The sequence below is a fragment of the Stenotrophomonas sp. STEN033 genome (assembly GCF_056856655.1).
This window is the reverse complement of the sequence record NZ_JBXFWM010000019.1, coordinates 1-21398: the sequence shown is the minus strand read 5'-3', so window position 1 is coordinate 21398 and position 21398 is coordinate 1. Positions and strand designations below refer to the sequence as shown.

Sequence of the window (21398 nt, the reverse complement as noted above, 5' to 3'; positions counted from 1 at the left end):
ACCTATTCGTGGGACACAATTGTTGAACTCGGTGTGCCCTTGTTGGTCTCTGCATGCTGGGGTTGTACTTCGCCAAGGCCGGTTGATGCCTTCCGGGCCATGTTTCCGATGGAGCTGCATGCGTTCTGACCATTCTGCCGAGCCGCTGTGGACCCGCGTGACCGCTGCCGTGGTTGCATTGGCGTTCATGCTCGGCGTAACGCGCCTGATGCTGCAGGTGCCCGCCTTGAACACGGGCGGCGAGCAGACGCGTGTGCAGCTGCGGTGGCTCTCGCCGGATGCCTCCAGGCAGGATCTGGCCGTGCCGCAGCCGACGATCACAGTCGCGCCCGGAACGCCCATGGATTCCAAGCGGGCATCCAGTACTTCACCCGCATCCGAAACCGTGGCTCCGGTTCTTCCGGCTGCACCAGCTGCCACCGCGGCAGCCCCGCAGACCGCCTGGTCGCAGCGGCTATACGGCAAGGACGGCACGCTCGCCATCCCGGATGCCACGGATACGCGCCAGAAGAGCGCAGCTGAGCGTGTGTTCGAGCATCGTGACGAGCTGGCCACGCAGGTGGGAGAACGCGCGACTGCCAACCTGTTTTCGCGCGAACGTGCGGGAACGCGGCAGAAACGCTCCGAGCGCCTGCTCTATGGCGAGGACATCCAGGCTGCTGAAGCCCGACGACCGCCGGATATCGCCTTCAATCCGCGTCTACATGAGCGGCCCTCCGACCTGGGCAGTGAAGCAACGGGCGATGCCTACAAGGCCGCACCGATCCGCTACGAGAAGGCGCCGGACATGAAGGGCGAGGCCAGCCGCCGCATCCGCGTGGCGATAGGCGCGCTGGAGCAGCGCTACCCGCGCTGCAATGCCGATCAACGCCGGCGCTGGCTGGGCATCGCGCAGCAGCACCTGGAGGCGCTGCAGCGGGTGGAGTATCGCTACAACAATGGCGCAGACCCGGTGGAGGCCGAGCACAGCCTGCCCAGCGCCGCAGACAGTGCCTATGACCTGGCCCGGCGCGCCCTGTGGGATGCCGAGCGGCGCATGAAAATGTGCACTTGAGCGGCGGTCATCGCAGGCCAGTTGCAGGACCTGCCATCGACATCGAAACTGCGTGTCGACCGCGTTGCGGGCCATCGCTCGGACAAACCGGGACAAATCAGGACAACATTGCTAAGTTATTGTCTTTTAATGGCTTTTTACGGCTTCTGCATGCCTAGAATCGGGCGTCTTCCCATTCTGGTATCGCGATGAAGTCGATTGGTCTGTTGTTCTCCGCAGTGGTGCTGGCTTCCACGTTTGCTTGCCAGGCTGCACCCACGCCGTCCGCTGCCACGGGTGTGGGCGTTGCTCCCGGTCATAGCCATGCGCTGCCCAAGCACGCCCTGGTCGGCTATCTGCACAACTTCGACAACGGCCAGGGCCTGTTGCCGGTCGGCAAGGTCGACGACAGCTGGGACGTGATCGTGCTGGCGTTTGCCGATGACATGGGCGAGGGCAAGGTGGCGTTCAATCCGGACCCTGCCCTGGATCGCGCGCAGTTGATTGCCGACATCGCCGCCAAGCGTGCGCAGGGCAAGATCGTGGTGCTGTCCTTTGGTGGCGAGCTGGGCACGGTGACCTTGAACACGCAGCGTGACGAAGACAACTTCGTGCGCACCACCGCAGAGGCGATCAATACCTTCGGCTTTGATGGCATCGACGTGGATCTGGAGAAGATCGCCGGCGTGGTGCACGGTGCGCCGGTTACCCCGCACCTGATCTCGGCGGTGAAGCGCCTGCACGGCATGTACCCGAACCTGTATGTGTCGATGGCACCGGAGCACCCGTATGTGCAGGGCGGCTTTGTGTCGATGGAAGGCATCTGGGGTGCTTACCTGCCGCTGATCGACGGCCTGCGTGAGGAGCTGGACCTGCTGCATGTGCAGCTCTACAACAACGGTGGCCTGCCGACGCCGTACCGCGCCGAGAAGTATCCGGGTGGCAGTGTCGACATGATGGTGGGCTCGGCGAAGATGCTGATCGAAGGCTTTGATCTGGCTGGCGGCAAGGGGCGTTTCGAGGGCCTGCGTGCCGACCAGGTGGCGTTGGCCTTGCCGTCGGGGCTGCGTGCTGCGGGCAATGGGTATGCGACGCCGGCGGATATCAATCGCGCTTTTGATTGCCTTACCACGGCCACGCAGTGCGATGAGGTGAAGCCCAGCCAGCCGCATCCGGATTTCCGCGGGGTGATGACCTGGTCGATCAACTGGGATGTATCCGATGCGCGCGCGTTCTCCGCACCGGTGGGGGAACATCTGCGGGCTGCGCAGGCGCGCTGAGCGGGTAGCGGCTAGTTGCATTCCGAGCAGGCCACTGCTTGATGCATTCTGAGCAGGTAACTGATTGATGCATTCCCTTCCCCCGCCTGCGGGGGAAGAGCCTGTCCCCGCGAAGGCGGGGATGCCCGCAGGGCGGATGGGGGCGCTTTTGCTTCCTGTCTTGCTTGAAGCTTGGAAGGCGCTTTTCTCAAGTATTGCTATGCAGTTTCAGGGCTGCGCAGCTGTTGAAGGGTTGCCCGCTTTGTCAGGGGCAGAAGCAAAAGCTGCCCTCATCCGGTGCTTCGCACCACCTTCTCCCGTGAACGGGTGAAGGGAATGGCCAGCGCCAAAGCCAAAGCCACAGCCAACGCCAGAGCAAGAGCCAAAGCCAAAGCGGCCGCAGGCATGCCGCTTGCCGCGCTCACTCCACCCAGAAATGCACCAAGGTCACGAGCTCATCGCTGCGGAACCCGGGGTAGAGCTGCTGCATCACCCGCAACAGGCCAGCAGGGGTGCGACAAGCCGGGTCATGCTCATCGCGCAGATCCGCTTCCTCCAGTGCATCAAAACCGCGCAGTTCGGTCTGCAGTGCCAGCGGTCCCAGCTGGCGGCCGTCCGCCAGTGCGATGCAGGCCTGCGCCACCCCATGCCAGCGCGCTCCGCGCCGTACGCTGGTGTTGCGACCGGTATGGAAACGGGGGTTGTCGAAGCCTAGCAGGGGCGCGGTCATGGGCGTGGGGCAGGGTGGGAAAGCGTCCATTCATTCTGGGCGCGATTGGCGCATTTTTCATCACCTGCCGTTCAAGCAGGCAGGCTCAGCATCATCACCCTTCTTCTGACCGGATCCGGCCATGCCACGCGCGGCTGCTCTTGCGCTGTTGCTGCTGTTGTACGGGCTGTGTGCGCCGTTGCAGGCGCGCACGGTGTACCGCTGTGTGCAGAAGGGCACTGTCAGCATGGCCACCGCACCGGAACCCGGCTCCAGCTGCAAGGCCATCGTGATCGATGACAACGCTGTGCAGACCCCCAACCTGTGGGGCAACTTCGGCGTGTTCAGCGGCACCCTGTACGAGCGTGAGCAGGACGGCAGCAAGGTCTACTCCACCCGCAACCTGCCCGGGTCCACGCCCTACCTGCGCTTCACCGTGGCCACGCCGCCGGGTGAGCCCGCGCACGCGGGCCTGGGCAGGGTCGGCACGCCGCAGTTGAATCGGCATGCGCCGCAGTTCCGCGCCGCCGCCAAGGCAACCGGCGTGGATGACGCCTGGTTGCGGGCCGTCGCACATGCCGAAAGCGCCTTCGATGAAAAAGCGGTGTCGCCCAAGGGCGCGCAGGGCGTGATGCAGCTGATGCCAGAAACCGCCAGCGAGTACGGGGTGAGCGATCCGCTGTCACCGGCGCAGTCGATCAACGGCGGCGCACGCTATATGAAGTCCCTGCTGCGCCGTTACAACGGCGACCGCACGCTGGCGGCGGCGGCCTACAACGCAGGTATCGGCGTGGTCGCGCGCTACGGCGGCGTACCGCCCTATGCGGAGACGCGGCAGTACGTGGACAAGGTGCTGGCCCTGTACAGCCGCTACCGCGAAGCGATGGGCACCGGGCCGGAGCGGCCGGCGCTGTAGTTGGCTAGGTGGGTTGAACCAGCCTACTTCTCCCCAGTCCTCCCGTGCTGCGCAAGAGACGGAACAGCGCACGGCGTCAGCTTTCGCCCCCTCCCTTTGCCGCAGGCAAGGGGAGGGCTGGGGAGGGGGTGCCCTTGCCCTGGCTTTATCGCCCCTGCCTCAATCAAGCCCGGCCTCTGGCCCAGGCAAACGCAGCTGCTGCCAGCCAACGTGGTGCATAAGCTCCCGCACCACCACCAGCGCGGCGACAAAATCTTCCCGTTCCGGAATGCCTTGGCTCTTTGCCGGCATCCCCGCCGCTACCTGTGCCAGTTGCTGGAATGCGCGTTCGATTTCCTCGATATCCAGCTCAAGCACTGCCTGCTGCGGATAGCCCAGCACCCCTGACAACGGTGCCAACACCGCATCGGCGCACTCCAATACCTCCAACGTCTCCTGGCGCAGCGCCGGAATCCACGGCATCAGGGCGTCCTCGGTGCTGGCAATGGCCTGCTCCATGGCCGACCCGGAAGGCGGAAACTGGCGCAGGCCCGCGTCCAGCAGCGATGACAGCGACAGTGGCAGGCTGATGTCGGTGCTATGCCCGGCACGCAGGCGGATCAGTTCTTCTTGCAGATACAGATGCATACGTTTCTCCACCATGCAGGGCTTTCGGCGGTTTCGCCGCGGGCCGCGAGCGTCTATCGTGCCGGGTCCGCAGTTGGTTGGGTGTACATGGATCGCAAACATTGGGTGATTGCCGTCATCGCCGTTACCGGTGCCGCGCTGGGCGCCAGTTTCCTGTGGGCGCCGCAAGCGCCCGCACCGGCTGCTGCGCCGCCGACGCCACTGGGGTGGCAGGCGCAGATCGCCTTGCTGGGCGGCGACGGCGTGGCTGGCAACAGTGCCGGCAAGGCCGCACAAACCCGTTTCAGTGATCCCTGGGGGCTGGCGATGGGGGGCGGTGTGCTGTTCGTCGCCGATGCCGGTGACAACAACCGCATCCTGTATCGCGGCCTGGACGGCGCCTTCCAGGTGCTGGCCGGTGGCATGGAAGGCTTCGCCGATGGGCAGGGCAGCGCGGCCAGATTCAATACTCCATCGGGCATCGCCCTGGATGCGCAGGGCAATCTGTACGTGGCCGATACCGGTAACCACGCCATCCGCAGGATCACCACGCAAGGCCAGGTCACTACCCTGGCCGGTGACGGTACGCCAGGCTTCGCGGACGGCAGCGGCGCGCAGGCACGTTTCAATGGACCGATGGGTGTTGCGGTAGGCGCGGACGGTCGTGTCTATGTCGCCGATACCTGGAATGACCGCATCCGTGTCATCGCTGCCGATGGCACGGTCAGCACCCTGGCCGGCGGCGCCCTGCCGGGTTGGGAGGACGGGCAGGGGGCGCTGGCGCGCTTCGATACGCCCACTGACCTCAAGTTCGACAGCCACGGCAACCTCTGGGTTGCCGATCTGCAGAACAACGCGCTGCGTACGGTCAGCCCTGCCGGCATGGTCAGCACCCGCATTGGCATTCCCAATGGCGATCGTGTGCTGTGGGGGCCAATGGCCTTGGCCATCACCCATGATGACGTGGTCTATGTGGGGGAGCGTTTGAGTGGTCGCGTGGTGCAGCTGTCAGCGCAGGGCCACCTCGTTGCCGTGGCGGGTAGCGATGCACAGCGCTTCGCACGCCCGGCCGGATTGGTGCTGGCGCCCGATGGCAGCTTGTTGCTGAGTGATGCCGACGCCTATCGCCTCCATCATCTGCTGCCGCGGACTGCGACAACCACGGACGTACCGCCGCAACTCGGGCCGTCGCCGGACAATCCCTTGCCTGGCAACCAGGGCCGCTGGCCGCTGGCGCCGCAGCGGGGCTGGCACGAAGTCACCGGCACCCTGGGCGAGGTGCGCGGCAACTTCAGTGGCGAGAGCCGACACCACCTGCACAGTGGTTTTGATGTGCGCGGCGACGTTGGCCAGATCGTGCTGGCCATCGCCAGCGCCAAGGTCAGCAGCCCGGCCTCCACCTGGACCTTGGGCGGCCAGGCCGAAGGCCTGTCGCTGGACAAGCTCGACTACATCCACATGAAGGTCGGCCGCGATGCCGGCAATCGCGCGCTGGACCCTGCCCGCATGCAGCTGGTCTATGACGACAGCGGCAAGCTGGACAGGGTGCGGGTACGTCGCGGCACCCGTTTCCAACCCGGCGATGCGTTGGGCAGCATCAACAACCAGGCACATGTGCATCTCGCGGTGGGGCCATCGGGCTATGAGCGCAACGCGGTGCGGCTGGGCTTCTCCAACTATGCCGACCATATCGCACCGAAGATCGACGACATCGCCCTGCTCGACAGCAACAACCAGCGCCTGAGCGAGAAGGTAAATGGGCGTCTGCGCGTGTCACGCGATGCTGGCGGCCTGCAACTGGTGGTGGAAGCCTGGGACCAGGTCGACAACAACCTGCCGCGGCGCCGGCTTGGCTTGTACAGCCTGGGCTTCCAGATACTTGGTGCCGACGGTCGCGCCCTGGCCGGTTACGAACAGCCGCGCACCAACATCATCTTCAATCGCATGCCGCCGCAGCGTGAGGCGGTGAAGCTGGCCTACGCCGCCGATAGCGGCATCACCGTGCATGGCAGCAGCAGCACCCGCTTCCGCTATGTGCTGACCAATACGGTGCGTGACGGTTTGTTGGCTGGGGGCGCGCTGGATCCCGCCGTGCTCGCGCCCGGCGACTACACCATCCGCGTCAGCGCCCGGGATTTCAGCGGCAATGAAGCTGTCGCGGGGCGCGAGCTTCCGTTGCGCGTGTTCTAGCCGTGCATAAAAAAACCCCGGCGCTGGGCCGGGGTTTCAAGTACATCATTCAAGAGAGATTGCGTTGTTGCTCAGCACCTGATCAGAAGTCGTAGGACGCGGTCAGGCGCACCGAACGCGGCGCGGTGTAGTAGGTGCCCATGCCGTAGGTGTTGGATACGGTGTACGGGTTGGCCTCGAAACGGGCATCGGACTGGACCTGCTTCAGTTCGTTCAGCACGTTGAACACATCCAGGCCCAGGGCCAGCTTGTGATCAGCGAAGGACGGACGGTAGATCACACCCAGATCCAGCTGCTTGGTCCACGGCTGACGGCCTGCATCACCCGGGCGCGACGGCTTGCCATCGCAGTAGTGGTACGAAGCGCCATAGCCGGCAACCGGCTCGCTGTGGTCGGTGCCGTAGAAGCCCAGACAGGTCTTGGGCATGCCCGACATGATGCGCAGGGTGGCCGATGCGGTCCATTCGTCGTTGAACTGGTATGCACCGAAGCCCTTCAGCTGGTGGCGACGATCGTTGGCCATGTAGCCACCGGCGTACTCCATCAGTGCGGCTGCGTCCCAATCCTGGGTCTTGGACACGTCATCCTGGCCGATATCCGACTTCACCTGGCCTTCGGTATTGCCGAAGTTGCGCGACCAGGTGTAATCCACGCGGCCGTACCACTTGTCGGTCATCGGGTGCTCAAGGAACAGATCGACTGCAACATAGTCACGCTTGGCCTTGGTGCTGCCGTAACCCCAGTCCTGACCATTCATGGTGAAGGAGGTATAGCCCGAGCCATCCACATGCTTGGCCAGGAAGGTATTGGTCTTGCCCGGGTTGAAGATCACGCAGCCCGGGATCTGGAGGCCACTGGTGTCGACATTCATCGACTGGAGCTTGGCTTCCATCAGGTCCGGGTCGCAGATGTCGTCGATCGCGGTCTGCAGGCGACGGTAGGTGACCTTGGCGCCGGTGTTCCAGGACTGGCCGAGGGTCTTTTCAAAACCAAGGATCAGTTCATCCTGGTACTGCGACTTCAGATCGGTCGGCGCGACGCCAGCCGGGTCCGGGGTCAGGCCGTACTCGCCGTTGGAGGAAACCGGGCCCGGGCCCAGCGCGGTCAGGCCGGTCGGAACGCCATTGGCATCGATGCCGGTATAGGTGAAGTACTCGCGGGTGAAGGTGGAAGCCGAGGCACCACGGATGGCCACACTGTTCGGCAGGGCCAGGTAGTAACGGCCCAGGTTGGCGAACACCTTCAGCGAGGAATCACCGAACACGTCCCAGCTGGCGCCCAGACGCGGGGCCCACTGGTCGCCGCTCTTCACGTAGGCAACGGCCGCACTGTTGAAGTTGGTGAACTTGTCGTTGCGCACGCCAATGCTCAGCAACAGGTTCGGGGTGACCTGCCAGTTGTCTTCAATGAAGTAGGCCTTCTGCTCGACCGACATGCTGGTGGTGGTGGCGAAGACGTACTTGTAGGCAAAGTAGCCATCACCGCCCGGCGGGGTGATGTTGAAACCCGGGCTCGGCGACTTGTTCGGGTCGATGCTGGAGTAATACCACGCATAGCCGGGGCCGGTGATTTCCTGGCCTTCGTTCTTCGCGCTGTAGTACATGTTGTCGATACCGGCACGCAGCTGGTGATCGCCCAGACGGTATTCCAGATCTACGCGCAGACCACGGGTGGTGCTGCCTGCGTTGTCGGCCTTGGTGTCGCGGCTGGCCTGGTCGTTGCGGATCGGCTTGCCGCCGGTGATCTTCGGATCCTGCAGGCTCACGCCGCTCAGGTACGGGTTGTCCGATTCGCCGGGGTTGTACTGCAGGTTGCTCTGCGTGCTGCGGCCCCAGACGGCGCTCAGGGTCAAGTCATCGGTCAGGTAGCCGGTGTACTTGAAGATGTCGTAGTCGTCCTTGATCTTGGTCGTGTCGGAGAACGAACCGGTACGCCCGCCTTCCTTCAGGGTTTCATAGTCGAAGGCGGTGTAGTAGCCGCTGGTGCGGTCGGTGTTCTGGATACGGGTGTATTCCAGGGTGTGATCGTCGGTGATGTTCCAGTCGATCTTGCCGTAGAACTTCGGCGTATCGATGGTGTAGTTGTTGCGGGCCTGGGCGGCGGAGGCGGCGCTGTTGGTGGAGACGCCGTCCTTCTTGTCCGTCTCGGCGGCCAGGTGCACGAACAGGCGATCTTCGATCAGCGGACCGCTGACATAGCCACTGACCGTCGTACGGGTGGCGGTGTCGTTGTTGCGGTAGCGGTAGAGCGTGCCCGGGAGCTTCGCGCTGGAGTAGCGGTAGCCCGGGCCCAGCGTGTTGTTCGGATACCAGATGTCACGCGGCGAGGCGGCGAGCGAATCCGGTGCCCAGGTGGTCTGGAAGCCGAAATGCCACTCGTTGGTGCCGCGCTTGCCGAGCTGGTTGATCACGCCGCCGGTGGAACGGCCGTAACGCGCGCTGTAGCCGCCGGTATAGGTTTCCTGCTGGTCGATGGAGCCGTACGGCAGGCTGACGCCACCGATGTTGCTCAGCGGGTTGGAGGTGTTGAAGCCGTTGAGGTAGTACGCGTTCTCGGTGACGCTGGAACCACCGAACGACAGTACCGAGCGCGAACCATTGGTAAAGAAGCCACTGCCGCTCACCACGCCCGGGGCGAGCAGGGCGATGGCTTCGGCCGAGCGACCCAGTGGCAGCACGTCCAGCTGTTCGGACGTGATGACGGACTTGGAGACCGTATTGCTGACGTCGATCTTCGGCATGCTGGCGGCGGTGACCGTCACCGCATCCAACGTGGTGGCACCTTCGCCGCCGAACGAGACCTCGGTACCGGCACCGACGCGCAGCAGCACGTTCTCGCGCTTGTCGATGACCTGGCCATCGCGCTCAAGGCGGATGGAGTACTTGCCGACCGGCAGCGAGCCGAGGTTGTAGCGGCCGTTGGTGTCAACCGTGACACTGCGCTTGAGGCCGGATTCGTTCTGGACGGTGATCGTGGCGCCGGCGGCCGACGGGGCGTTGCCGAACAGGGAGCCGGTGGTGCTCTGGGCAGCGGCGGCGCCGATGACCGAGGTGAGGACGATAGCCAGCGCGGTGCGCTTGAGCCGGGTGACTTGGGAGCTGCGGGTCATCAAATTTCCTTGGTTCATTGATATGCAGACTGTTGTTGCAACCGCGCTGCAGTGAAATGTAGGTTTCATTACAGCTGAACGAAATATTAATTTCACTGCTAACGGTTTTACAATATCAGCTGAAACCAAAATTAAGTCGTTGAAATTGTTATCTAAAATTCAGCTGCGTGAGATTTTGTCCTCATTCATTTTCAAGGCTCTCACTTGTTCGCAGGCTCCGTACGCTACCGTCTTGTTTTGTTTCAGGCCAAGAAAAAGCCGACGCAGGCGTCGGCTCCCAGCGCGCGGTCACAGGTGTTGTGGGTGATGGGATTGGAGCTGCAGGCGGTGCCCGGCCCCCCGCAGTCGACTGCGCAGGCCTGCGTGGCTGCCTGCTGGGAGGGGGGAGGCTAGGCTCCGAGTCGCACCCGCTCTGCGTCCAGGTCATCCACCGGGCGCACTTCGATGCTGCCGTAAGCCGCCCAGGGAAACTGCTGGGCGATGCGCATCGCCTCATCGGCATCGGCGGCTTCGATCAGGTTGAAGCCGGCGAGAATCTCGCGTGTTTCGGCGAACGGGCCATCGATGATCCTGGTGAGCTCGTCGCGGCGACGCAGGGTCCGTGCGCTGGTCGGTGGCTGCAGGCGTTGTGACATCACCAGCGTGCCTGCGGCCTGGAGCGCGTCGGCATGGCGGAGGCAGCCGCGCATCAAGGTGTCGTACTCGCTGGCAGGCAACGTCTGCAGCAGGTGTGGGTCGATATAGATCAACAACATGAACTTCATGGGGCCGGTCTCACGCACATGGATGCGCATCATGTCGCATCACGCCTGCTGCATTGCCGCATGAACTGATTCATAAAAAGGCGACGCGCGCGTGTCGAGGTTGATGGCCGTGCTTCGTCGTACCTGTTGTGAAGCGGGCATGCGGCCTGCAACGGAGCAAGGCGATGAAAGTGATGGTGCTGGTGAAAGCGACTCCCGAGACCGAAGCCGGGGTCATGCCCACGCAGGCCGAGATTGCGGCGATGGGGGCCTTCAATGAAGAACTGGTCAAGGCCGGCATCATGCTGGCCGGCGACGGTTTGAAGCCTACCTCGCATGCGGCGCGGGTGCGTTTCGCGGCCGAGGGCCGCAGCGTCATCGATGGGCCTTTCGCCGAAACCCGCGAACTGGTGGCCGGCTTCTGGCTGTGGCAGGTGCGCTCGCTGGAGGAAGCGGTGGAGTGGCTCAAGCGCGCGCCGTTCACCCCCTCCAACGGCAGCGCGGTGGAAGTGGAGATCCGGCCGTTCTTCGAACCTGAAGATTTCGGTGAGGCCTTCACTCCGGAATTGCAGGCGCAGGAGCAGCGTCTACGCGAACAGATCGAACGCAACAACTGAAATCCAACCCCAAGCAGCAGGAGCAGGACGATGAAATTGATTCCGTTTTTGGGCTTCAATGGCCAGACCCACGAGGCGATGGCGTTCTACGCCAAGGCCCTGGGGGGCACGGTGGTGTCGGAAATGAAGTACGGCGACATGCCGCCGAGTCCGGACATGGATGCGGAAGGCTGTGGTGGGTTCATGCCGCAACCGGAGCAGATCGCGCATTGCCAGGTCGAGGCTGGCGGGGCAACGCTGATGGCCGCCGATGGCCCGCAAGGTGCCGGTGCCAGCGCCACCACCATCAATGTCGACGTGGACAGCATCGAGGAAGCCGAGCGCGTGTTCGCGGCCCTGGCCGAAGGTGGGCAGGTGCAGATGGCGCTGGCGGAAACCTTCTGGGCACACCGTTGGGGCATGTTGCTGGACCGCTACGGCAAGCCGTGGATGGTCAACTGCATGAAGCCGATGCCGGCGGAGGGTTGAGGCATGAGCAATCCGCAGATGATCTTCGTCAATCTCCCGGTGCGCGACCTGCAGGCGTCGAGGACGTTCTTCGACGCGCTGGGCTACAGCTTCAACCCGCAATTCAGCGATGACAACGCCGCCTGCATGGTGATCAGCGACAGCATCTTCGTGATGTTGCTGGTGGAGCCGTTCTTCAAGACGTTCACCACCAAACCGCTGAGCGACGCACGCAAGCAGACCGAGGTGATCACCTGCCTGTCTGCGGCCAGCAGGCCCGCGGTTGATGAACTGGTGGACAAGGCCTTGGCCGCCGGCGCCAGCGAGCCGATGCCGGCCCGTGACTACGGTTTCATGTACCAGCGCGGCTTCGCCGATCTTGATGGCCACCTGTGGGAAATCGCCCATATGGATGGCGAGCCGGGCCAATAACCAGGAGACGAACATGGCTTACGTGGACGGATATGTATTGCCGGTACCCAGCGCCAGGCTGGACGACTACAAGCGCATGGCGCGCAAGGCTGGCAAGGTGTGGAAAGAGCATGGCGCCCTCGCTTACGTCGAAGCGGTGGCGGAGGATGTGAAGCCGGGCAAGCGCAACTCGTTTCCGCAGGCGGTGAAGTTGAAGGAGGATGAGGTGGTGGTATTCGCCTACGTGGTGTTCCGCTCGCGCGCGCATCGCGACAAGGTCAATGCCAAGGCGATGGCCGATCCACGTTTGGCCGGCATGGGGCCGAAGGACATGCCGTTCGATGGCAAGCGCATGTTCTGGGGCGGATTCACGCCGTTCGTGCAGTTGTGAGGCTGCCTCCCTCCCTTGCGCCGGAGGTGGAGGGGAGGGCTGGGGAGGGGTTGGCTTTTCGCATCACTGGAGCAGGCCCCTGCCGAGCATGGCTCGGCACTACCGCCGGTCCTGCATGTGCGCTGCTTGCTTGCAGCAATCGCACCGCGATGCTGTGATCACGCCCTATGACCGATCCACACCTGCAACGACTGCTGGACACCCTTTGGCGCATGGAATCGCCGCGCCTGGTTGCACGCCTTGCGCGCATGCTGGGTGACCTCGACAGCGCCGAGGAACTGGCCCAGGACGCGCTGGTTGCGGCCCTGGAACATTGGCCAAAACAGGGAATTCCGGACAATCCTGCCGCCTGGCTGATGGCCACCGCGCAGCGGCGGGCCATCGATCGGCTGCGGCAACGGCGCCTGCATGCGCAGCGGCAGGCGCAGATCATCGACGAACAGCAGGACTACAGCATGGGCGCGGACCCGTCCGACCATCTGGACGACATCGGTGATGACCTGCTGCGGCTGGTGTTCGTCGCCTGCCATCCCGAATTGCCTGCCGATGCGCGGGTCGCGCTGACCCTGCGCCTGCTCTGTGGCTTGAGCACCACCGAGATCGCCCGTGCTTATCTGGTTCCAGAACCCACCATCGCCCAGCGCATCGTCCGCGCCAAGCGGCTGTTGGCCGAACGCAAGGTGCCGTTCGAAGTGCCGCGCCTGCAGGAACTGTCCGCACGCTTGCAGTCGGTGCTGGATGTGGTCTATCTGGTTTTCAACGAGGGCTACGCGGCCAGTAGCGGTGAAGACTGGATGCGACCGGCGCTCTGCGAAGAGGCGTTGCGCTTGTGCCGCGTGTTGGCCGGGTTGATGCCCGATACGGTGCCTGTGCTCGGCCTGCTGGCGCTGATGGAGCTCCAGGCCTCGCGCCTGCGAGCGCGGACCGCCGCCGATGGTTCGGCCGTATTGCTGCTGGAGCAGGACCGCAGCCGTTGGGATTGGTTGCAGATCGCACGCGGCCAGGCGCTGCTGGATCACGCGCTGGCACTGGGTGGTGGCAATGACGCCTATGTGTTGCAGGCTGCCATCGCCGCCTGTCACGCGCGTGCGCGTCAGGCCGTGCAGACCGATTGGCAGGCCATCGCTGCCTGTTATGCGCGCTTGGTGGAGGTGATGCCCTCGCCGGTGGTGGAACTCAATCGCGTGGTCGCGGTGGCACAGGCCCAGGGCGTGGCCGCGGCATGGCCGCTGTTGCAGCAACTCATCGATGATCCACAGCTGCGCGCCTATGCACCGTTGCAGGCCGTGCGTGGTGAATTGCTTGCGCAGCGCGGACAGCTGCGCGAGGCCAAGGACGCCTTTCAACAGGCAGCAGCGATGACATCCAACCTGCGCGAGCGCAGTGCATTGTTGCAACGGGCGGAACGACTTTAGCGCGGACTGCCGACAGCGCCAGAGCCGCGACATGTCGCAGTTTCATGCGGCTGTTTTCCTGCTGCACCGCGGGCTGTGTCCGCGCGTATTGCTGCCAGCCCAACAGAATATTCAGCAGGGCGCGCCACGCGCAAGGGCGTGGCGTGCGTCGAACTGTATCCAGCTTGGTGTGCGGAAAAGCCTCAACTTATGTTGATTGGCGATGCCGGTGTGCAACCTATATTTCCTGTGCTTCAAAAAGTGTTGGCCTTGCAACACGGCTGGCTTGCTTCACTTTATTCATGGGGTGCAGGATGAAAATGGAAAGGGTCTGCAACAGGATCGCCAAACGTACGCTGACGGCGGCGCTGGGCATCTGCATTGTTGGTGCGGTACACGCACAAAGTACGACCGGTGCAATATCGGGTTCGGTGCCAGCCGGCGCGCGGGTCACGATCACCAGCAATAGTGGCTTGAGTCGCAGTGTGATTGCCGATGACAAGGGACGGTACACCCTCAGCAGCTTGCCGGTGGGCCCCTATACCGTGGAGGTGGGCGAAGGGCGTCGCGATGTCGTGGTGACGGTAGGCGGGAACAGCAACGTTTCCTTTGCCGATACCGGGGCGACGACCCTGGGGACGATCAATGTCACTGCATCGGCGGCCGACAGCATCGATGTGCGCTCGGTGTCGACCAATACCGTGATGACGGCGCAGGAAATACAGCGTTTGCCGCTGGCGCGCACGGCGGAATCCATTGCCTTGTTGGCCCCGGGTGCGGTTGCGGGAAACCCGGTCTTCTTTGGTAGCGCCGTCTCCCTGGGAGGCGCCAGCGTCGCCGAGAACGCGTACTACATCAACGGGTTCTTTACCGGCAATCCAATGACCAACGTGGGGGGCTACACGCTGCCTTACGGCTCGATCGAGCAGCAGGAAACCTATACCGGTGGCTACAGCGCGAAGTACGGCCGATCCGATGGTGGCGTGCTCAACCAGATTGGCAAGAGCGGCAGCAATGACTTCCACTTTGGCGCGCAGGTCACTTGGACGCCAAGGGGCTTGCGTGCAGGTACACCGGACCGGCACCTGCCCAATGATGCGCTGCCCGAGGGATATGCGTACCAGGACGACACCCTGGTTGGACGCCTGTTCAGCCGTGGTGACAGGAATGAAAGCTGGGGCGAAACCTATAGTGCCTATGTCAGCGGTCCTTTGCTCAGGGATCGGCTGTTCGGCTTTGTATCGCTGGAGCAGGAGCGAACCGAAACCAAGGCATATCCGACTGTCCTGGGGGTCCCGCAGAGCCTGCACGACACCACCAAGAATCCCAAGCTCTACGCGAAGTTGAACTGGAACATCAACGACAGCAACCTGCTGGAACTGACCTACATGGCGCAGCGCAAGCGCTACCAGGGAGACTACTACGCGTACGACTTCGCCGAAGACGTGGAAGGCGAAGGCAATGGCTCCAGTCCGAACGAGGTGAAGGAGAACAACGAGTTTTCCATCATCAAGTACACCGGCTATCTCACCGATACGCTCACCCTCAACGCGATGTACGGTCATTCGCGGTTGCGCTACAGCAGCGTGCCAACGCTCACCGGCTTCGATCATGTCTCCAGCGCCAGTCTGCAGGATCCGGCGTACTGGCCGGCCGGTACGCCGGCCAGCGGCATCACCAATCCGCAGGCGGCCAGCAATGGTACGCCGGGCGCGGACGACTATGGCGACGGCCTGCGCCTGGAGCTGGAGTGGGTGTTGGGCAGGCACACCTTGACCGGCGGCATCGACAACCAGAAGTTCGAGGCCAAGAACGAAGGTGTCGACATGTTGATCGATCGCTGGATCTACCACAGCACCAATGCGCCGGATCGGGCGGTGAACGCGGCGCTGGACGTTGGTGCACCGGGCTCCCGCTACTTCGTCCGCAAATACATCTACAGCAATTCCACCAGCATGTCGCTGGAGCAGAAGGGCTGGTATCTGGAGGACAAATGGCAGGTAACCGACAATCTGCTGCTGTCGCTGGGCATTCGCAACGACCAGTTCACCAACAAGAACAACACCGGTGCAGCGTATGTGGATACCGGTGATCAATGGGCGCCGAGGCTGGGCTTCAGCTGGGACGTCTTCGGTGATGCCTCCTTCAAGCTGTTCGGCAACGCGGGCCGTTACTACCTGGCATTGCCGCAGGCAGTCGCAGTTCGCGGCGCTTCGTCCTCAACCTTCACCAGCGAGTACTTCACCTATACCGGCATCGACGCCAATGGCGTGCCAACCGGGCTGGAGCCTATCCTGAATCTGGCTGGCACTGCAGCCGCCGGACCGGTGTCCTCCAACCACGAAACCGGCCAGCCGAAAGATGCCGGCAGCTTTGCGCCCACTGACTTGAAGTCCTCCTACCAGGATGAATTCATCGTCGGCTTCCAGGCCCGCTTGAACGAAAACTGGAGCTATGGCGCAAAGGCCACTTACCGTGACCTCAAGTCGGCGATGGACGATACCTGTGATTCGGCCGCCATGGCAGCCAAACTGGAGAAGATGGGTATTGACGCATCGACGGTCGCCATTCCCGGTTCGGAGGGACTCGATGGTGGCTGCTTCATTGTCAACGTGGGTGACAGCAACACATTCCGCTTCGCCAACAAGGACGGCAATGGTTACACCTCGTTCCGCATGACGCCACAGGACTGGGGCTGGACGGTGCCGATGAAGCGCACCTACAAGGCGATCGACTTGTTCCTGGAACATCCGTTCAACGGCAAATGGGAGGCTCGCATCGATTACACCCTGAGCAAGAGCGAAGGCAACATGGAAGGGCCGGCGAACTCGGATTCCGGCCAGGGTTCGGCATCGCATGACAATGGCGTATCGACCAGCGTGAACTGGGATGGGCCTGCTTTCATGTTCCACTCGATGGGGTATCTGCCCAATGACCGTCGGCACCAGATCAAGGCGCGTGGCAGTTATGCCATCACACCGGAATGGATGGTCAGCGCCAATGTGAGCATGCAGTCGGGCATGCCGATCACCTGCTGGGGGTTCCTCAATGACCAGGGCGGGGACCCGGCGGTGAATGAAACCGATCCGGTGGGCTACGGCGGTTCCTTCTACCACACCTGCTTTGGCAAGGCGTCTCCGCCGGGCCAGCGGTACACGCCCTGGACCAGTCGCCTGGATATGGGGGTCCGCTACAGGCCGGCGTTCGCCGATGGCAAGCTGGCGGTGTCGCTGGATGTATTCAATCTGTTCAACCAGCGCAAACCCACCGCAATTGATGGCGCAAGCGAAGGAGAGATCGCAACCGTCAGCAACACCTACAACCTGCCCTTGCGATTCGCCACGCCCCGTTATGTGACGATGAGCCTGGCCTACGACTGGTAAGCCGATCGGCAGGTGGAAGGACAGCGGTCCGGGTTCCGTGAGACGCCCGGGCTGTGTCTGCTGTCAACCCTGCAACAGGGCACTGCACACGGACGCGCGCAGCTGGCTACACTCCGGGAGTTGCCTTATCACTGGAGTACCGCGTGAAACGAGTCGTGATCAGCCTGTTGGCGATGTCCGTGTCCACCGCCTTGATGGCCGCCCCGCCCAAGTTCGACGGCGCCCGCATCTCGGCCGACGTCAAGGAGCTGTCCTCCGACGCCTATGAAGGCCGTTCGCCAGCGACCGCAGGCGAGGACAAGACCATCGCGTTCCTGAGCAGGCAGTTCGCCGCTGCCGGCATGCAGCCCGGCGGCGACCTGAAGGACGGCCAGCGCCTGTGGACCCAGGCGGTGCCGCTGCTCAAGGGCGACATCGTTGGCAAGCCGGCGTTGTCGCTGAGCAGCCAGGGCAAGCCACAGACCCTGACCCAGGGCCAGGAGATCGCCGTGCGCGCGGCCATGAACGGTGCCAGCGCGGTGGATATCAGCAATGCACCGCTGGTGTTCCTGGGCTATGGCGTCAAGGCGCCGGAGCGCAACTGGGACGACTTCAAGGGCGTGGACCTGAAGGGCAAGATCGCCGTGGTGCTGATCAACGACCCGGATTTCGAGACCGGTAGCGGTGACTTCGACGGCAAGGGCATGACCTATTACGGGCGCTGGACCTACAAGTACGAAGAGGGCGCGCGCCAGGGCGCCGCCGGCGTGCTGATCGTCCATGAGACCGCACCGGCCTCCTATGGTTGGGCGACGGTGGCCGGCTCCAATACCAACACGATGTTCGACGTGGTCCGGCAGAACCCGGCCGAGGCGCACCCGGCGCTGGAAGGCTGGATCCAGCGCGACCTGGCGGTGGAGCTGTTCAAGCGCGCCGGGATGGATTTCGAAACGCTGAAGAAGCAGGCGCAGTCGCGCGATTTCCAGCCGGTAGAGCTGAAGGGCGAAACCTTCTCGGCCAACTACCAGGTCAAGACCGAGGTGATCACCTCGCACAACGTGGTCGCGCGCCTGGAAGGCAGTACCCATCCGGACGAGACCATCATCTATTCCGGCCATTGGGACCACATCGGCGTGGGTGAGCCGGATGCACGCGGCGACCGCATCTTCAACGGCGCAATGGACAATGCTTCCGGCACCGCTGCGCTGGTTGAGCTGGCGCGTGGGTTTGCCACCCAGCCCAAGCCGCAGCGCTCGGTGGTGTTCCTGGCGGTGACCGCCGAGGAAAAGGGCTTGCTGGGCTCGGAGTACTACGCCAGCAATCCGCTGTATCCGCTGGCCAAGACAGTGGCGGTGATCAACATGGACGGCATGTCGCCGTACAGCCCGTCGCGTGATTTCGGCATCTATGGCTCGGCCAAGGTGGAGCTGCTGGACCAGCTCAAGGACGTGGCCAAGGGTTGGGACATCCGCTACACCCCGGATACCAAGCCGGAAGCCGGCCTGTTCTTCCGCTCCGATCACTTCCCGTTCGCCAAGCGCGGCGTGCCGGCGCTGTCGTATGGCGCGGGGCAGGACTGGATCGACGGCGGCGTCGCCGCTGGCAAGAAGGCCTCCGACGAGTACACCGCCAAGCGCTATCACCAGCAGGGTGACGAATGGCAGGCCGATTGGACCTTCGCCGGCGCCGCGCGCGACCTGGAAGTGCTCTATACCTTGGGCGAGAAGCTGGCCAACTCACGTGACTGGCCGAACTGGAGCCCGGAAGAGAGTTTCCGCGCGACGCGTGACGCGAGTGCGGCAGAGCGCAAGTAAGGCTTGAAGGCTTGAAGGCTTTGAAGCCCCTCTCCCGCTCGCGGGGTGAGAGGTGCAGGGTGCAAACCACAGGTTCGCTGCTCATCGAACGCCCTTGCGCCAGCGCAAGGGCCGGGGCGCGGAGCGGGGGGTGGGGTGAGGGCAGCTTCTGCGCAGCGCTGCCGTGCCTTCGGGCGTCATCGGTAATGCCTCTGCCGAGCATGGCTCGGCACTACAAGCCCCTCTCCCACCGGGAGAGGGGTTGGGGTGAGGGCCGGGGGCCCACAGATACCTGCTGCCCCTCAGAATCCTCTCACAGCACCATCAAGGACGACCCATGACAAAGACCCGCGCTTGCCGCGCAATCCTGTGCTTGGCGGGCATGACCTCACCGTTGTGGGCGAACGCTGTGCCCTTGCCGACCAACTGGCAAATGCTGCCAACATCCCAGCAGGAGACAGAGAAAGGCCTGCCCTCGGCCTTGCAGGCGCCCCTGCTGGCAAAGAACCAACGCTCGCTGCCGCAGGTTGAGTTGCTGGTCGCTTTACCGTTCGATCAGGTGCTGCCGGTGGTGCAGGCCAGCCTGGCACCACTGGGCAAATTCAATGCGCCAGTACAGCGCACCCGCGTGGCCTACATGGATCACGGCTGGGGCAATGTGCTGATCGCGCGCCGCCCGGAATTGAAGGCCAAGTTCATCCGTCGCTACCGCATGCCTGCGTTGCAAGCGGCGGTGGAGCAGGGCGCCCTGCTGGCCGAGGAACTGCCGCTGCGCGAGCAGCGCCTGCAGCGCGATGCCACGGTCGATGCGATGAGCGACAAGCTGGCCGAACTGCAGGGCAGCTTCGCCAGCTGGCAGGCCAGTGCCGAGCAGAAGCACGGTGTGCTCGGGCGCGCCAAAAGCACGATCGAAGTGCGGGTGATGCAGGTCGACGAAGCGCTGGGCAAACCGGCCACGGCAATCAGCTTGAGCCGAACCGACGACTGGCCAAATCCGAACGGTGGCATCGTCGACCAGCTGCGCGAGTTCAATGTGATGGGCGGTGGGCCCTCGCCACGTCTGAGCCGCCGTCGCGTGCCGGAGGCGGTGTTCACGCCGGTGTACGACGCCGTGCGTACGCTGCCCGGTGCAGCCCTGCAGATCGGGGTCGGCGCCAGTGATTGGCAGCTGCCGGCGCAGGCAGACGCCCGCATCGTCGAACCGACCTTGACGGCACCGGGCGGCAACAAGGACGCGACCGCAGCGCAACGTCTGCTGCCCTTCGGCAGTGGCGACTACTACGACATGCGGCCATTGGCCGATGGCAGCGTACTGTTGCTCAGCAGTTATCCCGAGGCCTTGTGGCGTTGGGCGCCGGGAATGGGCGACAAGCCGCAGCGCCTGTGGCAGGCCAGCGCCGATGCGGGTCGCGCCGGCTTGAGCGTGGACCCGCAGGGTCGCACCGCCTGGCTGGCGATACAGCAACAGATCGTGGAGTACAGCCTGGACCAGCAGCGTGCGCTGGCGCATCCGCTGCGTTGGGCGGCCGGTGTACGTCAACCGATCAGCGGCGGCTGGAAATGGACGCATGACATGCAGGGCAGGCCGGTGCCGTACGACCATGCCCTGGACGGTGGCGGTGCGATCCGCGATGTGCTGCGTGTACTGCAGCCGCAGGCGATGGCTTCGGCCGATGGCGAGCCGTGGATCTATGCGCCGCGCTTCGATGCGCCCCGGCAAGGCGTGGTTGGCGGCTATCCGGGCAACGCGCTGGTCAAGCCGGTGCGCTGGGACGGACCGGGGCAGGGTTTCTGGATCGAGGACCCGGCAGGCTTGACCGAGCTGGATGGCACCACCGGGCGGGTCAAGCGCGTGCTGGCCTTGCCGCGCCGCTTCGGCAAGGTGGACGGCAACGATGACGCCGGCATGGCGCAGTGGGTGCCAGCGCCGCTGGGCTCGGCCAAAGGCGGATGGGTTGCGGTCGGCTTCGTGCTGATGGAAGGAAACCGGCGCGATCCGGGCATGCATGTGCTTGATCTGGCCAGCGGCAAGCCGCGGTATTCGTTGGCGTTGCCTGGGCTGAACGCATTGAATGTGGCAACCGCCTCCGCCGACGGTCGCCTGCTGGCCCTTGGCGGCAACGATGGCGGCACCCCGGTGCTGGCGGTGTGGAATCTCGAGTCGGGGCAGTCGCTGGCGTTGAATCCCAGCGGCTCTGCCTGCTGGGACCTGCGCCAGCTGCATTGGGCACCGCAGGGTGATGCGTTGATCGGCCTGTGCGGCGATGGCGTGGCGCGCTGGGCGCTGCCCGGCGAATGGCGGTCCAGGTAGTGCCGAGCCATGCTCGGCAGGGGCTCTACCGATAGATCCATGTAGTGCCGAGCCATGCTCGGCAGGGGCTCTACCGATAGATCCATGTAGTGCCGAGCCATGCTCGG

The 21398-nt window shown here is 63.9% G+C and carries 17 protein-coding genes; 12 read left to right on the top strand and 5 right to left on the bottom strand.

Features of this window, described 5'->3' with window-relative positions; all coding sequences use genetic code 11:
- Window positions 1-118: 118 nt before the first annotated feature.
- Entirely contained in the window at window positions 119-1054 is a 936-nt protein-coding gene (locus tag AC1VXC_RS08760; protein WP_481538700.1) for a hypothetical protein, read from the top strand.
- Window positions 1055-1242: 188 nt separating this feature from the next.
- Window positions 1243-2313, top strand: coding sequence for a chitinase (locus AC1VXC_RS08755; protein WP_481538701.1), 1071 nt, complete (start codon window positions 1243-1245; stop codon window positions 2311-2313).
- Between the two features lie 400 nt (window positions 2314-2713).
- Here the strand turns inward: AC1VXC_RS08755 and AC1VXC_RS08750 are convergent, their stop codons facing one another.
- Window positions 2714-3022, bottom strand: a complete 309-nt coding sequence (locus AC1VXC_RS08750; protein ID WP_313494652.1) for an ASCH domain-containing protein — start codon at window positions 3020-3022, stop codon at window positions 2714-2716.
- A gap of 121 nt (window positions 3023-3143) precedes the next feature.
- Between AC1VXC_RS08750 and AC1VXC_RS08745 the strand changes: the two genes are divergently transcribed.
- Window positions 3144-3917, top strand: coding sequence for a lytic transglycosylase domain-containing protein (locus AC1VXC_RS08745; RefSeq protein ID WP_313173989.1), 774 nt, complete (start codon window positions 3144-3146; stop codon window positions 3915-3917).
- Window positions 3918-4076: 159 nt separating this feature from the next.
- Here the strand turns inward: AC1VXC_RS08745 and AC1VXC_RS08740 are convergent, their stop codons facing one another.
- Window positions 4077-4544 carry a hypothetical protein gene (locus AC1VXC_RS08740; RefSeq protein WP_481538702.1) on the bottom strand — a complete coding sequence of 156 codons (468 nt, stop codon included), beginning with the start codon at window positions 4542-4544 and terminating at the stop codon, window positions 4077-4079.
- Between the two features lie 87 nt (window positions 4545-4631).
- Here AC1VXC_RS08740 and AC1VXC_RS08735 point away from each other — a divergent pair, with 87 nt between their 5' ends.
- Window positions 4632-6713 (top strand): gluconolaconase, encoded by a 2082-nt coding sequence (locus tag AC1VXC_RS08735; RefSeq protein ID WP_482995031.1) that lies wholly within the window; start codon window positions 4632-4634, stop codon window positions 6711-6713.
- A gap of 82 nt (window positions 6714-6795) precedes the next feature.
- On the opposite strand, the gene AC1VXC_RS08730 is transcribed toward AC1VXC_RS08735, so the two are convergent.
- Together AC1VXC_RS08730 and AC1VXC_RS08725 are read right to left on the bottom strand one after the other, a co-directional pair.
- Window positions 6796-9822, bottom strand: a complete 3027-nt coding sequence (locus AC1VXC_RS08730) for a TonB-dependent receptor (protein WP_481538704.1) — start codon at window positions 9820-9822, stop codon at window positions 6796-6798.
- A 389-nt stretch (window positions 9823-10211) separates the two neighbouring features.
- Entirely contained in the window at window positions 10212-10586 is a 375-nt protein-coding gene (locus AC1VXC_RS08725; RefSeq protein WP_481538710.1) for a YciI family protein, read from the bottom strand.
- A 164-nt stretch (window positions 10587-10750) separates the two neighbouring features.
- Between AC1VXC_RS08725 and AC1VXC_RS08720 the strand changes: the two genes are divergently transcribed.
- From AC1VXC_RS08720 to AC1VXC_RS08700, 5 genes are all read left to right on the top strand, one after another.
- The gene (locus tag AC1VXC_RS08720) at window positions 10751-11182 is read left to right on the top strand and encodes a YciI family protein (protein WP_313173985.1); all 432 of its coding nucleotides are present in this window, start codon (window positions 10751-10753) and stop codon (window positions 11180-11182) included.
- A 30-nt stretch (window positions 11183-11212) separates the two neighbouring features.
- Window positions 11213-11650 (top strand): VOC family protein, encoded by a 438-nt coding sequence (locus tag AC1VXC_RS08715; protein ID WP_313173984.1) that lies wholly within the window; start codon window positions 11213-11215, stop codon window positions 11648-11650.
- A gap of 3 nt (window positions 11651-11653) precedes the next feature.
- Window positions 11654-12061 carry a VOC family protein gene (locus AC1VXC_RS08710; RefSeq protein WP_313173983.1) on the top strand — a complete coding sequence of 136 codons (408 nt, stop codon included), beginning with the start codon at window positions 11654-11656 and terminating at the stop codon, window positions 12059-12061.
- Between the two features lie 13 nt (window positions 12062-12074).
- A complete protein-coding gene (locus AC1VXC_RS08705) occupies window positions 12075-12431 on the top strand; it encodes a DUF1428 domain-containing protein (protein WP_481538705.1) in 357 nt (118 codons plus the stop codon).
- A gap of 167 nt (window positions 12432-12598) precedes the next feature.
- The gene (locus tag AC1VXC_RS08700; RefSeq protein WP_481527791.1) at window positions 12599-13846 is read left to right on the top strand and encodes an RNA polymerase sigma factor; all 1248 of its coding nucleotides are present in this window, start codon (window positions 12599-12601) and stop codon (window positions 13844-13846) included.
- A 217-nt stretch (window positions 13847-14063) separates the two neighbouring features.
- On the opposite strand, the gene AC1VXC_RS08695 is transcribed toward AC1VXC_RS08700, so the two are convergent.
- A complete protein-coding gene (locus tag AC1VXC_RS08695) occupies window positions 14064-14285 on the bottom strand; it encodes a hypothetical protein (protein ID WP_482995030.1) in 222 nt (73 codons plus the stop codon).
- A gap of 13 nt (window positions 14286-14298) precedes the next feature.
- On the opposite strand from AC1VXC_RS08695, the gene AC1VXC_RS08690 reads away from it, so the two are divergent.
- From AC1VXC_RS08690 to AC1VXC_RS08680, 3 genes are all read left to right on the top strand, one after another.
- Entirely contained in the window at window positions 14299-17208 is a 2910-nt protein-coding gene (locus AC1VXC_RS08690) for a TonB-dependent receptor (protein ID WP_482995029.1), read from the top strand.
- A gap of 143 nt (window positions 17209-17351) precedes the next feature.
- Window positions 17352-19001, top strand: coding sequence for a M28 family metallopeptidase (locus tag AC1VXC_RS08685; protein ID WP_481538707.1), 1650 nt, complete (start codon window positions 17352-17354; stop codon window positions 18999-19001).
- 316 nt (window positions 19002-19317) lie between these two features.
- The gene (locus AC1VXC_RS08680) at window positions 19318-21291 is read left to right on the top strand and encodes a hypothetical protein (RefSeq protein WP_481538708.1); all 1974 of its coding nucleotides are present in this window, start codon (window positions 19318-19320) and stop codon (window positions 21289-21291) included.
- The last annotated feature ends 107 nt before the right edge of the window (window positions 21292-21398 follow it).